Below are 12,470 nucleotides of genomic sequence, written 5' to 3'. Positions count from 1 at the left end.
GTCGCTGGCCCGCGGGAGCACGCCTCTCGCACGAGCCATCATCCAAGGAGCGCAGTCCCCATGAGCGAGAGCACCGACAACACCACGGATGCCGTCCCGGACGCTGTCACGACAGCCGACGACGCTCAGGGAGCGTCGACGCCGGCGCAGCCCCAGGCTGCCGAGGCCCCCGCCGCGGTCGAGACCGCCGAGCCGGAGACCACCGAGCCCGCCGAGGCCGCAGCCGAGACCGAGCCTGCTGCCCCTGAGGCAGCCGAGCCCGAGGCCGCTGCGTCGACCAGCGAGTCCACCGAGCCCGAGCCGGCCGCAGCGCCCGCAGAGGCTCCCGCTGCCCCGGCCCCCGCCGCTCCCGCAGCACAGGGACGCCCGACCCCGCGTCCGGTCCCCCGCCCGGTGCCGCGCCCCGCGGCACGCCCGCAGGCCGCAGCGACCCCGAGCGCGGCCGAGCCCGCCGCCGCGGCGATCCCCGACGAGAGCGCCCAGACCCAGGCCGCCCTCGCCTTCGGGCGCGTCGAGGAGGACGGCACCGTCTACGTGACCGAGTCCGCCGGAGAGCGCACCGTGGGCCAGTTCCCCGGCGTCACCCCGGACGAGGCCATCGCCCTCTACGTCCGCCGGTTCCTCGACCTGCAGGCGAAGGTCGCGCTCTTCGAGGCCCGCCTCGGCACCGCGGAGCTCACCACCAAGGAGATCGACTCGACGCTCGCCAAGCTCGGCGAGGAGGTGGCCGAGCCGGCTGCCGTCGGAGACCTCGACGGCCTCCGTGCCCGCGTCGAGGCGCTGCGCACGGTCGCGGCAGGACGTCGCGCCGAGCTCGAGCAGGAGCGCTCCGCAGCCAAGGCCACCGCGCTGGCGGCCCGCACCGAGATCGTCGAGGCGGCCGAGAAGCTCGCGTCGACCGACCCCTCCCGCATCCAGTGGAAGCCGGCGGGCGAGGAGCTCCGCTCGCTCCTCGAGACGTGGAAGGACGCCCAGCGCAACGGACCGCGCCTGGACCGCCCGAGCGAGGAGGCGCTGTGGAAGCGGTTCAGCCACGCCCGCACCACCTTCGACCGTGAGCGCCGGCACTTCTTCGCCGAGCTCGAGAAGCAGAACTCGGGCGCCAAGGCCACCAAGGCGGCCCTGGTCGAGGAGGCCGAGAAGCTCTCGACCAGCACCGAGTGGGGCGCGACGGCCGGCGCGTACCGCGACCTCATGACCCGCTGGAAGTCTGCGGGCCGCGCCAACCGCAAGGACGACGACGCCCTCTGGGCACGGTTCCGCGGGGCGCAGGACGCGTTCTTCGCGGCCCGTGACGCTGCCAACGCCGAGATCGACGCCGAGTACGGCGAGAACCTCGTGGTCAAGGAGGCCATCCTCGCCGAGGCCGAGGCGCTCCTGCCCATCAAGGACCTCGCCCAGGCGAAGGTCTCGCTGCGCAGCATCCAGGACCGCTGGGAGGCTGCCGGCAAGGTGCCGCGCGGCGACGTCCAGCGTGTCGAGGGCCGCATGCGCGCCGTCGAGACGGCCGTCCGCGACGCGGAGCAGGCCAAGTGGACCCGCACCAACCCCGAGACCCGCGCACGCGCCGAGGGCGCCGCGGCGCAGCTCGAGGCCGCGATCGTCGGGCTCGAGGAGGACCTCGTCAAGGCCCAGGCCAAGGGCGACGCCCGCAAGATCAAGGATGCGGAGGCGGCGCTCGCCGCACGCCGCTCCTGGCTCGAGCAGGTCGTCAAGGCAGCCGAGGACGCTCAGGGCTGACCTCAGGTACGTCTCAGGGCTCGTAGAGCCTCGACCCACCGGCGGCGCTCGTCCACAGGACGGGCGCCGCCGGTGGCGTCTCCGGGCACGGTCCGGGCACGCTGGTGCGGTGACGACGCTCGCCTACCTGCTCGCAGACACCCCTCGGGTGGGTCCGCTCGTGACGCCGCGCTCCCCCGGGTGCACCGGCGCCGCCTGGGCGTCGCTGCTGCGTGACGGGTACCTCGTCGAGGTCCGCGACGGCTACGCCCTCGTCGCCGGGGTCGCGGAGTCAGCCGGGCTGAGGGCCTGCACCTTCGCCCAGGAGGTCACGGGAGGGCTCGTCCTGGCTCGCTCGTGGGCGGCGTGGGTGCACACCGGAGGCCCGCCTCCCCGCGGGAGGACGTGCGTCGTCTACCGCCCCGGCACCTCCCGGCCGAAGGCCAGGGCGTGGCTCGACGCCGTCCAGGCGCCGCTGCGACCCTGGGACGTCACCGAGCTGGGCGGGGTAGCGCTGACCACCCCGGTGCGGACCGCCATGGACCTGGCCACGTGGAGCACCGAGGACGACGCGCGACGGGCGCTCCTGCGGCTCGCGGCCGCCGGGACCGACCTCGGCGAGGCGGCCCTCCAGCTGGACCGCACCGCAGGCTGGCGCGGGTCGGCCGTGGCCAGGCGCAGGATCGACGAGGCCCGACGCGCAGCAGGCACTCAGGCGTGGACGACGGGCTCCGCGGCCTTCGAGCCCGTGATGCGGTAGACGTCGAACACCCCGTCGATCTTGCGGACGGCCGTGAGCACGCTCGCGAGGTGGCCGGGCTCGGCCATCTCGAAGACGAAGCGCGAGAGCGCGACCCGGTCGCTCGAGGTCGAGACCGTCGCCGAGAGGATGTTCACGTGGTGGTCCGAGAGCACCCGGGTCACGTCGGAGAGCAGACGGGAGCGGTCGAGCGCCTCGACCTGGATCTGCACGAGGAACAGCGCGCTGCTGCCCGTGGTCCACTCGACGTCCACGATCCGCTCGGGCTGCGACCGGAGGGCCTCGAAGTTGGCGCAGTCGGCGCGGTGCACGCTGACCCCCTGGCCCCGCGTGATGAACCCGACGATCGAGTCCCCCGGGACCGGGGTGCAGCACTTGGCGAGCTTGACCCAGATGTCGTCGACACCCTTGACGACGACGCCCGGGTCGCCGGTCCGCGCCCGGCGCTGCGGGTGGCCCGGCCGGGCGATCTCGGCCATGTCCTCGGCGTTGCTGTCCTCGCCGCCCATCGCCTGGACGAGCTTCTGGACGACGTTCGCGGCTGAGATCTGCCCCTCGCCGACCGCGGCGTAGAGCGCGGACACGTCGGCGAAGCGCATCTCGTGCGCGGTGGTGACGATGGACTCGTGCGACAGGATGCGCTGGATCGGGAGGTTCTGCTTGCGCATCGCCTTCGCGATCGCGTCCTTGCCCTGCTCGATGGCCTCCTCGCGGCGCTCCTTGGAGAACCACTGCCGGATCTTGTTCTTGGCGCGCGGGCTCTTGACGAAGGCCATCCAGTCACGCGACGGCCCGGCCGTCTCGGACTTGGAGGTGAGCACGTCGACCACGTCGCCGTTGTCGAGCGCGGAGTCGAGCGGGACGAGCCGACCGTTGACCCGGGCACCCATCGTGCGGTGCCCCACCTCGGTGTGCACCGTGTACGCGAAGTCGACGGGGGTCGAGCCCGCAGGCAGGGCGACCACGTCGCCCTTGGGGGTGAAGACGTAGACCTCTCCCCCGCTGATCTCGAAGCGCAGCGAGTCGAGAAACTCCGACGGGTCAGCGGTCTCGCGCTGCCAGTCGACGAGCTGGCGGAGCCACTGCATGTCGTTGCCGGCGGCGTCGGCGCCGTCCTTGGCGGCCTCTTTGTACTTCCAGTGCGCGGCGACGCCGTACTCGGCGCGGCGGTGCATCTCGTGGGTGCGGATCTGGATCTCGACGGGCTTGCCGCCGGGGCCGATGACCGTCGTGTGCAACGACTGGTACATGTTGAACTTCGGCATCGCGATGTAGTCCTTGAACCGTCCGGGGACGGGGTTCCACCGCGCGTGGAGGGCGCCGAGCGTCGCGTAGCAGTCGCGCACCGAGTCCACGAGGACGCGCGTGCCGACGAGGTCGTAGATGTCGGCGAAGTCGTGACCGCGGACGATCATCTTCTGGTAGATCGAGTAGTAGTGCTTGGGCCGGCCGGTGACCGTCGCCTTGATCTTCGAGGTCCGCAGGTCCGCCGTGATCTGCTCGCGGACCAGCGCCAGGTACTCCTCGCGCGCCGGCGCCCGCTCGCTCACCAGGTGCACGATCTCGTCGTACACCTTGGGGTAGAGGGTCTGGAAGGACAGGTCCTCGAGCTCCCACTTGATGGTGTTCATGCCGAGGCGGTGCGCGAGGGGCGCGTAGATCTCGATGGTCTCGCGCGCCTTGCGCTGCGCGGAGGACGACGGCACGAACTTCCAGGTGCGGGCGTTGTGCAGGCGGTCCGCGAGCTTGATGACGAGTACGCGGATGTCGCGGGCCATGGCGACGACCATCTTGCGGACCGTCTCGGCCTGCGCGGCGTCACCGTAGGTCACCTTGTCGAGCTTGGTGACGCCGTCGACCAGCATGGCGATCTCGTCGCCGTAGTCGCGACGCAGCTGGTCGAGCGAGTAGTCGGTGTCCTCGACCGTGTCGTGCAGCAGAGCCGCGGCGAGCGTGGGAGGCGTCATGCCGAGCTCGGCGAGGATGGTCGAGACCGCGACGGGGTGCGTGATGTACGGGTCGCCGCTCTTGCGCATCTGGCCGCGGTGGGCCTTCTCCGCGGTGACGTAGGCACGCTCGATGATCGAGACGTCGGCCTTCGGGTGGTTGGCGCGCACCGCGCGCAGCAACGGCTCGAGCGCGGGGGTGCCGACGGCGTGCCGCGAGCCGAACCTCACGAGGCGAGACCGGACGCGGCTGGCGGAGCTGATGCCGAGCGGCGGCGTGCTCACGGGGGCCGGGTCGACGGGCGCGTCTGTCGAGCGGGTGTCCTCAGTCATGCGCGCCTCCTCCTGACCTTCGGGACGAGCCCCGAAGATGCGATTCTACGACCCGGCCAGCAGCACCGTGGACACGGAGCGCCCTGCCAGCCTCTCGCGGCCTCCGAGGCCGTCGAGCTCGAGCAGGAACGCGAGGCCGACCACCTCGGCACCGAGCTCCTCGAGGAGCTGAGCGCCCGCTGCGGCGGTGCCGCCCGTGGCGAGCACGTCGTCGACGAGCATGACGCGAGCACCGGCAGGGACGGTGCCCTCGCGGATCTCGATGGTCGCCTCCCCGTACTCGAGGCCGTACGTGGCCGAGCGCACGGGAGGCGGCAGCTTCCCGGCCTTGCGGACGGGGACGAAGCCCAGCCCGAGACGGAAGGCCAGAGCCGCGCCGACGATGAACCCGCGCGCCTCCATGCCGGAGATGAGCTCGACGTCGTCGGGCACGAGCGCCGCGAGGCGGTCGACCGCCTCGGTGAGGGCGTCCGGGTCGACGAGCAGACCGGTGATGTCCTTGAACACGATCCCGTCGCGCGGGTAGTCCGGGACGTCCCGGATGTACGACGCGAGGTCCTCGACGCGCGTGCGGGTCACCGTGATCCCTTGCGCTTGCGGGGCTGTGCGGCGTGGCCCTGGTGCGAGCCCGGGCTCAGCTGGCCGACGTACTGGACCTGCGAGGTCTCGGCATCCTCGGCGCCGGTGTCGCCCGAGCCGTCCGCGGCAGAGACCTTCTCCGCGCGGCGGGCGAGCACGGTCTTCGTGTGCTCGACGATGGCGGGCTCGCGCATGCGCAGGGTCACCTCGAGCGGCGTCGCGAGGAAGATCGACGAGTAGGTGCCCACGGCCATGCCGACGAACAGCGCGAGAGCGATGTCGCGCAGGGTGCCGGCGCCGAGGATGAAGGCGCCGATGAACAGGATCGACGCGACCGGGAGCAGCGCGACCACCGAGGTGTTGATCGAGCGGACGAGGGTCTGGTTCACCGCGAGGTTGGCACGCTCGGCGTAGGTGCTCCGGGTCTGCTTGGTGATGTCCGCGGTGTTCTCCCGGACCTTGTCGAAGACCACGACGGTGTCGTAGATCGAGTACCCGAGGATGGTGAGGAACCCGATCACCGTCGCGGGGGTGACCTCCCACCCGATGAGCGCATAGACGCCCGCCGTGATGATGAGGTCGTGGAACAGCGCGACGAGCGCCGCCGCCGCCATGCGCCACGCACGGAAGTACACGGACATGACGAGGGTGACGAGGACGAGGAACACGACGAGGCCGGTGAGGGCCTTCCCCGAGACGTCGGCTCCCCACGACGGGCCGATGAACGAGCTGGTGACCTCGTCGGCGCTCACACCGTAGGCGGCGGCGAGGGCGTCGCGCACCGCGACGACCTCGTCCTCGTCGAGCGCGGCGGTCTGGACCCGCAGAGCGCTCGAGCCGACGCTCGAGATGCGCGGCTGCTCGGCCGGGGCGACGCTGGCCACCGCGTCGAGAGCCTCCTGCTGGCTCAGCGTCGACACGTCGGACACCGTGAACTCGGAGCCGCCGCGGAACTCGATGCCGAGGTTGAACCCACGGGTCAGCAGGACCACGAGGCTGAGCAGCACGATCACCACGGAGGCGATGTAGAACTTGCGACGCTTGCCGACGATGTCGTACGACTTCCGGCCGGTGTAGAGGTCGTTGCCCCACTGGGCGAATCCGACGGCCATCAGAGGTTCCCGTCCTTGCGCTCGTCGGACGCGGGCGTGCCGTCGGTCCGGGTGTCGTCAGCCGGCGGGGTGCCCGCCGGGTCGTGCTCGGTCTCGGCCTCCGAGGAGTCGGACGCCTCAGCAGCGTCGGACTTCTGCGCGGCAGCCTCGGCCGCGGCCAGGGCACGACGCTCGGCGATGGTCATCGTGGGCGCGGCCGTGGCAGCGCCGGCGGGGACCAGCTGCTTCTTCTTCTTCTTGCCCGTGGGCTCGGCGGGGCGGTCCTCGGTGAGGCCCGGGGTCGCAGCCGCCGTGGCGGGCGTGACCACGCGGCCACGGCCCGCGTAGCGGACCCCCGTCGCGCCGAGGCGGTGCGGGTCGAGGCCGGACGCCGGGTGCCCGTCCGCGAAGAACCGGGTCCTGGCGAGGAGCTTCATCAGCGGGTGCGTGAAGAAGAACACGACGATGAGGTCGACCAGCGTCGTGAGGCCGAGGGTGAAGGCGAACCCGCGGACCCCGCCGACGGCGAGGAAGTAGAGCACCACGGCAGCGAGGAAGTTCACCGTGTCCGAGGCGACGATCGTGCGGCGCGCGCGGTCCCACCCGGTGTCGACCGCGGACGTCAGAGACCTGCCGTCGCGCAGCTCGTCACGGATGCGTTCGAAGTACACGATGAACGAGTCGGCCGTGATGCCGATCGCGACGATGAGGCCGGCGACTCCCGGGAGGGAGAGGCGGTATCCCTGCGTCCACGACAGCAGGGTGATCATCCCGTAGGTCACCAGCCCGGCGATGAGCAGCGAGGCGACGGTGACGAGACCGAGGGCGCGGTACTGGAACAGCGAGTAGACGACCACGAGGAGGAGGCCGATGAGCCCGGCGATCATGCCCTTCTCGAGCTGCTCGCTGCCGAGGGTCGCCGAGATCTGCTGCTCGCTCTGCACCTCGAAGGTGAGCGGGAGCGCACCGAAGTTCAGCTGGTTCGCCAGTGCCGTCGCGGTCTCGCGCGTGTAGCTGCCCGTGATCTCGGCACGACCGTCGGGGATCGTCGCCGTGACACCGGGCGCCCCGATGACCTGGTTGTCGAGGACCATGGCGAACATGTTCGGTGCCAGGGTCGGGTTCTCCGTGGAGATCCACTGGGCGTACGTCGGCAGGGTCGCGAGACGCGTCGTCACGTCGGCGAACTTGTCGGTCCCGGCAGCGGTGAAGCGCAGGTTCACGGCCCAGGTGTTGAGCGCGACGCCCTGCGAGTTGACCTGGAGGCCGGAGCTGGCGCTGTCGATCTCGGTCCCGGCGATCTCCATCGGGCCGAGGATGTACTTCATCGTCCCGTCGACCGAGCAGACGGCGATGGGCGACGCGGGGTCCTTGGGCGCGGTGCCCGCGGCGCTCGCGTCGGGGCTGCAGGTCAGCGCCTGGAACTCGGCGAGGAGCTCGGGGGTGATCTGGGCGAGGTCGCTCGGGTTGGACGGGAGCGGGACCTCGGCGTCCGTCGTGGGCTCCACGGCAGGCTCGGTCGCGTCGGTCGTGGGCTCCACGGCAGGCTCCGTCGCCGCGTCCGTCGTCGGCTCGACGGCCGGGTCCGTGGCTGCGGCGACGCCGCCACCGGAGCCGGACTCGGCCGGCTCGGTCGTCGCGTCGGTCGCGGGCTCCTCAGGAGCGTCGGTGGTCGCACCGTCCTCGGGCGCGACGTCCTCGGTGGGCACGTCGGTCGGCGCCGTCGGACCGGTCGTCGGGTCCTCCGTGGGCAGGGCCGTCGGGGCCACCATCGAGAAGGAGAGGACAGGCCGGAACTGCATCTGCGCAGACTCCCGGACCAGGTCGAGCGTCTCCTGGCTCGGCTGGCCCGGCAGGGCCACCACGATGTTGCTGCCACCCTGGCTGGTGATCTCCGCCTCGGAGACGCCCGAGGAGTCGACACGCTGACGGATGATCGCGATCGCCTGGTTGATGTCCTCGGAGGTCACCGTCTGACCGTCCGTGGTCACGGGCTGCAGGATGATCTGCGTGCCGCCCTCGAGGTCCAGGGCGAGCTTCGGCGACCACGAGGCGTCAGACTGCCACGTCCCGATGCCGATGCTGCCGAAGAGGACCAGGACGATGATCCCGAGCCCGATGAGCGACCGTCCCGGACGGGAGGTGGAGCGGTTGGTGGTGGCCAACAGAGTGTCTCTTCTCGTGCGGGCGTCCGCTGCTCACGGCAGCGGGCGCTCAGACCACGCCCCGCCCTGCCCGGGCGGGAGCGTGGAACGGGTGGATGGGGCTACTTGCCGTTCTCGTCGGACTTCTTGTCGATGAGGCTCGAGATGTCCTCAGGGATGTCGAAGGCGCGCTCGTCCTTGGCGTCGACGGCAGCGGCCGTCTCGATCGAGGAGCCCTCGACGACGATGGCGTCAGCGGGCGGGTCCACGAGCTTGGCGATCGCGGCACGGAGCCAGCGCGACGTGTTGCCCGGGGTGGTCTCGAGCGTGATCGCGTCGTCCTCGACGGCGACGATCGTCCCGAAGTAGCCGGAGCCGGTCATGACCTCCTGGCCGACGGCCAGGTTGTCCCGGAAGGACATGGCCTCTTTCTGACGCTTGCGCGAGCTGCGGGTCATGAAGACCATCGCGACCGCGGCGAGCAGGAGGATGAAGATCGTAGTCATGACGTGAGATCACGTCTCCGTTCTGCGTAGGGAACTATCGGAGTCTAGGCGCAGTGGCGCCCAAGAGACTAACGCCCCGACACGCCAGAAAGTGCCCGCTCTCCCCCGGTGGGGTATCAGGGCCGTGCGTCACGCGAAGAGCGTCGCCCCGTCGGCCGGCGGGGTCAGTCCGAGGTGCGCCCAGGCTGCCGGGGTCGCGACCCGACCGCGGGGTGTGCGTCCCATGAGTCCCTCGCGCACGAGGAACGGCTCGGCGACCGTCTCGACGGTCTCCGGCTCCTCGCCGACCGTCACCGCGAGCGTCGTGAGCCCGACGGGCCCTCCGGCGAACCGCGTGCACAGCGCACGGAGCACGGCGCGGTCGAGCCGGTCGAGGCCGAGGTCGTCGACCTCGTAGACCTCGAGGGCTGCGCGCGCGGCCCGCAGGTCCATCGACCCGTCACCGCGGACCTCGGCCCAGTCGCGCACCCGGCGCAGCAGCCGGTTGGCGATGCGGGGTGTGCCGCGCGACCGGGACGCGAGCTCGCTCGCCGCCTGCGGCTGGAGCGCGGAGCCGAGCAGCCCCGCGGACCGCGTGAGGACCCGCTCGAGCTCGTCCGAGGAGTAGAAGTCGAGGTGCCCCGTGAAGCCGAAGCGGTCGCGCAGCGGCGCCGGGAGCAGCCCCGCGCGGGTGGTCGCCCCCACGACGGTGAACCGCGGGAGCGTGAGCGGGATGGCGCTCGCCCCGGCCCCCTTGCCGACGACGACGTCCACCCGGAAGTCCTCCATCGCCACGTACAGGAGCTCTTCGGCCGGCCGGGCGAGGCGGTGGATCTCGTCGATGAACAGCACCTCGCCCTCGTCGAGCGAGGAGAGCACGGCCGCGAGGTCGCCCGCGTGCTGGATCGCCGGTCCCGACGTCACGCGCAGGGACGCACCCAGCTCGGCGGCGATGATCATCGCGAGGGTCGTCTTGCCGAGCCCGGGCGGTCCCGAGAGCAGGACGTGGTCGGGCGAGGAGCCGCGGCCGATCGCCGCGTCGAGCACGAGGGAGAGCTGGTCGCGGACCACGCGCTGCCCGACGAACTCGTCGAGGCGTCGCGGGCGGAGGGCCGCCTCGGCCGCCCGCTCGAGGTCGCTCGCGTCCGAGCCTGTCAACCGGTCCGCCGCGAGGTCGAGCCCGTACGCGTCCGCGTCGACCTCATCCACGGTGGCCACCGAGGACCTTGAGCGCGGACCGGAGCACGACGGGGACGTCGGAGGTCGTCACAGAGGTGGCGCCCGACTCTGCCAGGACCGTGCCGATCGCGTCCTCGGCGACCTTCGCGGACCACCCCAGGCTCACGAGCGCCTCGACCACCTGGTCGCGCTGGTCCCCGAGGCCGGCGGTGGGCGCGACGGACCCGCCGTCGAGCCCGGTCGGCTGCCCGAGCTTGTCGCCCAGCTCGAGGATGAGACGCTGCGCACCCTTGGCACCGATCCCCGGGACACGGGTGAGCGCCTTGACGTCGCCACCGGCCAGCGCACGGCGCAGCCCGTCGGGGGTGTGGACGGCGAGCATCGCGAGGGCCAGGCGGGGACCGACACCGCTGACCGTCTGCGAGGCCTCGAAGACGGAACGCTCGTCGTCGTCCGAGAAGCCGTAGAGGGTGAGCGAGTCCTCGCGGACCACGAGCGACGTGGCGACCGAGGCCTCGGCGCCGACCCGCAGCGTCGCGAGCGTCGCGGGGGTCGCGTAGACGAGGTAGCCGATGCCGGCGACGTTCAGGACGGCACTGTCCAGACGGACGGTCTGGACGGTTCCGGACAGGGACGCGATCACGGTCTCACCGATCTGCTGGGACGAACATGTGTACGAACAACCGTAACAACCGCTACCGGGTGCCCTTCGCACGACGCGCCGACTGCTCGGCCGCCGCCCATGCCCGCTGCGCCGGCGTCTGGGCGAACCGCTCGGCCTTGTCGAGGATCGCCGACGGGCGCCAGAGGTGGCAGATCGCCAGGGCGAGAGCGTCGGCGGCGTCGGCCGGGCGCGGGACCTCGGACAGCCCGAGGATCTGGGCGACCATCTTCTGCACCTGCTCCTTGCCCGCCCGCCCGCTGCCGGTGACCGCGGCCTTGACCTCGCTCGGGGTGTGCATCGCGACGGGCACCCCACGGCGCGCGGCCGCCACCATCGCCAGGCCCGCCACCTGCGCGGTCCCCATGACGGTCGAGACGTTGTGCTGGGCGAAGACCCGCTCGACCGCCACGACGTCGGGCGTGTGCGCGTCCATCCACGCGTCGAGCTCGGTCGCGATCTGCAGCAGCCGGGCGTCGACGGTGTCGGTCGGTGGCGACATGGCGACGCCGACCGCGACGAGGCGCGCACGGCGCCCCGTCACGGAGTCCACGACACCGATGCCGCAGCGGGTCAGGCCAGGGTCGACGCCCAGGACTCGCACGACGCGTCAGTCGTCGTTCTCGAGCTCCGCCATGACCTCGTCGGAGGCGTCGAAGTTGGCGAAGACGTTCTGCACGTCGTCGGAGTCCTCGAGGGCGTCGACGAGGCGGAGCGCCTTGCGGGCGCCCTCGGCGTCGACCTCGACCTGCATCGAGGGGTGGAAGACGACGTCGGCCGAGTCGTACTCGATGCCGGCCTCCTGGAGCGCGGTGCGGACCGCGACGAGGTCCGTGGCCTCGGAGAGCACCTCGAAGGACTCGCCGAGGTCGTTGACCTCTTCGCCACCGGCCTCGAGGACGGCCTCGAGGACCGAGTCCTCGTCGGTGCCGTCCTTGGGCACGATGACGACGCCCTTGCGGGAGAACAGGTAGGAGACGGACCCGGGGTCGGCCAGCTGGCCGCCGTTGCGGGTGAACGCGATGCGGACCTCGGCGGCCGCGCGGTTCTTGTTGTCGGTGAGGCACTCGACGAGGAAGGCGATGCCGCCGGGGCCGTAGCCCTCGTACATGATCGTCTGGTAGTCGGCGCCGCCGGCCTCCTGGCCGGAGCCGCGCTTGAGCGCGCGCTCGATGTTGTCGTTCGGGACAGAGGTCTTCTTGGCCTTCTGGACCGCGTCGAAGAGCGTCGGGTTGCCGTTGATGTCACCGCCGCCCGTGCGGGCGGCCACCTCGATGTTCTTGATGAGCTTGGCGAAGAGCTTGCCACGCTTGGCGTCGATGACCGCCTTCTTGTGCTTCGTGGTGGCCCATTTGGAGTGACCTGACATGCCTGAGTACTCCTTGCGAACGATCGGTTCGGACAGCTGCTGTGGCGCCCTGCGGCGTCGAGCGGCCGGCTCCGCGGACCGGCTCCGGTCGGTGCTGACCGGTGCCCGCGCGTGTCGTTCGCTCGGCGCAGCCGCGCCGGACTGCGTCGATCTTACCGGGAGTCGAGCAGCGGTGCGGTCGGGCGGGCTGCGCCCGGCGCGGCT

The 12,470-nt window shown here is 71.6% G+C and carries 11 protein-coding genes; 2 read left to right on the top strand and 9 right to left on the bottom strand.

What is annotated here, in order from left to right; genetic code table 11:
- Positions 1-60: 60 nt before the first annotated feature.
- Together SKED_RS08630 and SKED_RS19750 are read left to right on the top strand one after the other, a co-directional pair.
- Positions 61-1,740: a DUF349 domain-containing protein gene (locus tag SKED_RS08630; RefSeq protein ID WP_012866756.1), complete on the top strand. Its 1,680-nt coding sequence runs from the start codon at positions 61-63 to the stop codon at positions 1,738-1,740.
- Positions 1,741-1,849: 109 nt separating this feature from the next.
- Positions 1,850-2,479 carry a hypothetical protein gene (locus tag SKED_RS19750; protein WP_012866755.1) on the top strand — a complete coding sequence of 210 codons (630 nt, stop codon included), beginning with the start codon at positions 1,850-1,852 and terminating at the stop codon, positions 2,477-2,479.
- Here the strand turns inward: SKED_RS19750 and SKED_RS08620 are convergent.
- From SKED_RS08620 to SKED_RS08580, 9 genes are all read right to left on the bottom strand, one after another.
- Entirely contained in the window at positions 2,431-4,758 is a 2,328-nt protein-coding gene (locus SKED_RS08620) for a RelA/SpoT family protein (RefSeq protein WP_012866754.1), read from the bottom strand. The two genes, SKED_RS19750 and SKED_RS08620, sit on opposite strands and share 49 nt — an antisense overlap.
- A 45-nt stretch (positions 4,759-4,803) precedes the next feature.
- Positions 4,804-5,337, bottom strand: coding sequence for an adenine phosphoribosyltransferase (locus SKED_RS08615; protein WP_012866753.1), 534 nt, complete (start codon positions 5,335-5,337; stop codon positions 4,804-4,806).
- Entirely contained in the window at positions 5,334-6,449 is a 1,116-nt protein-coding gene (gene secF, locus SKED_RS08610) for a protein translocase subunit SecF (RefSeq protein ID WP_012866752.1), read from the bottom strand. Before secF ends, SKED_RS08615 begins: the two co-directional genes overlap by 4 nt.
- Positions 6,449-8,593, bottom strand: coding sequence for a protein translocase subunit SecD (gene secD, locus SKED_RS08605; RefSeq protein WP_012866751.1), 2,145 nt, complete (start codon positions 8,591-8,593; stop codon positions 6,449-6,451). The genes secF and secD overlap by 1 nt, the downstream gene beginning before the upstream one ends.
- A 101-nt stretch (positions 8,594-8,694) precedes the next feature.
- Positions 8,695-9,078, bottom strand: a complete 384-nt coding sequence (gene yajC / locus SKED_RS08600; RefSeq protein WP_012866750.1) for a preprotein translocase subunit YajC — start codon at positions 9,076-9,078, stop codon at positions 8,695-8,697.
- A gap of 129 nt (positions 9,079-9,207) precedes the next feature.
- Positions 9,208-10,275, bottom strand: a complete 1,068-nt coding sequence (gene ruvB, locus SKED_RS08595) for a Holliday junction branch migration DNA helicase RuvB (protein ID WP_012866749.1) — start codon at positions 10,273-10,275, stop codon at positions 9,208-9,210.
- Entirely contained in the window at positions 10,259-10,879 is a 621-nt protein-coding gene (ruvA, locus tag SKED_RS08590; RefSeq protein ID WP_012866748.1) for a Holliday junction branch migration protein RuvA, read from the bottom strand. Before ruvA ends, ruvB begins: the two co-directional genes overlap by 17 nt.
- A 52-nt stretch (positions 10,880-10,931) precedes the next feature.
- Positions 10,932-11,501, bottom strand: a complete 570-nt coding sequence (gene ruvC / locus SKED_RS08585) for a crossover junction endodeoxyribonuclease RuvC (RefSeq protein ID WP_012866747.1) — start codon at positions 11,499-11,501, stop codon at positions 10,932-10,934.
- A gap of 6 nt (positions 11,502-11,507) precedes the next feature.
- On the bottom strand, positions 11,508-12,266 hold the full coding sequence (locus SKED_RS08580) for a YebC/PmpR family DNA-binding transcriptional regulator (protein ID WP_012866746.1): 759 nt from the start codon (positions 12,264-12,266) through the stop codon (positions 11,508-11,510).
- Positions 12,267-12,470: the final 204 nt, after the last annotated feature.

The organism is Sanguibacter keddieii DSM 10542 (assembly GCF_000024925.1).
GTDB classification, from domain to species: domain Bacteria; phylum Actinomycetota; class Actinomycetes; order Actinomycetales; family Cellulomonadaceae; genus Sanguibacter; species Sanguibacter keddieii.
The sequence above is the reverse complement of the archived record's forward strand: the minus strand, read 5'-3'. Positions and strand labels throughout refer to the sequence as shown.

Bases quoted from the DNA above. Each gene is read 5' to 3' on its own strand.
- SKED_RS08630 (WP_012866756.1), top strand. From the start codon at position 61: ATGAGCGAGAGCACCGACAACACCACGGATGCCGTCCCGGACGCTGTC.
- SKED_RS08620 (WP_012866754.1), bottom strand. From the start codon at position 4,758: ATGACTGAGGACACCCGCTCGACAGACGCGCCCGTCGACCCGGCCCCC.
- secF (WP_012866752.1), bottom strand. From the start codon at position 6,449: ATGGCCGTCGGATTCGCCCAGTGGGGCAACGACCTCTACACCGGCCGG.
- yajC (WP_012866750.1), bottom strand. From the start codon at position 9,078: ATGACTACGATCTTCATCCTCCTGCTCGCCGCGGTCGCGATGGTCTTC.
- SKED_RS08580 (WP_012866746.1), bottom strand. From the start codon at position 12,266: ATGTCAGGTCACTCCAAATGGGCCACCACGAAGCACAAGAAGGCGGTC.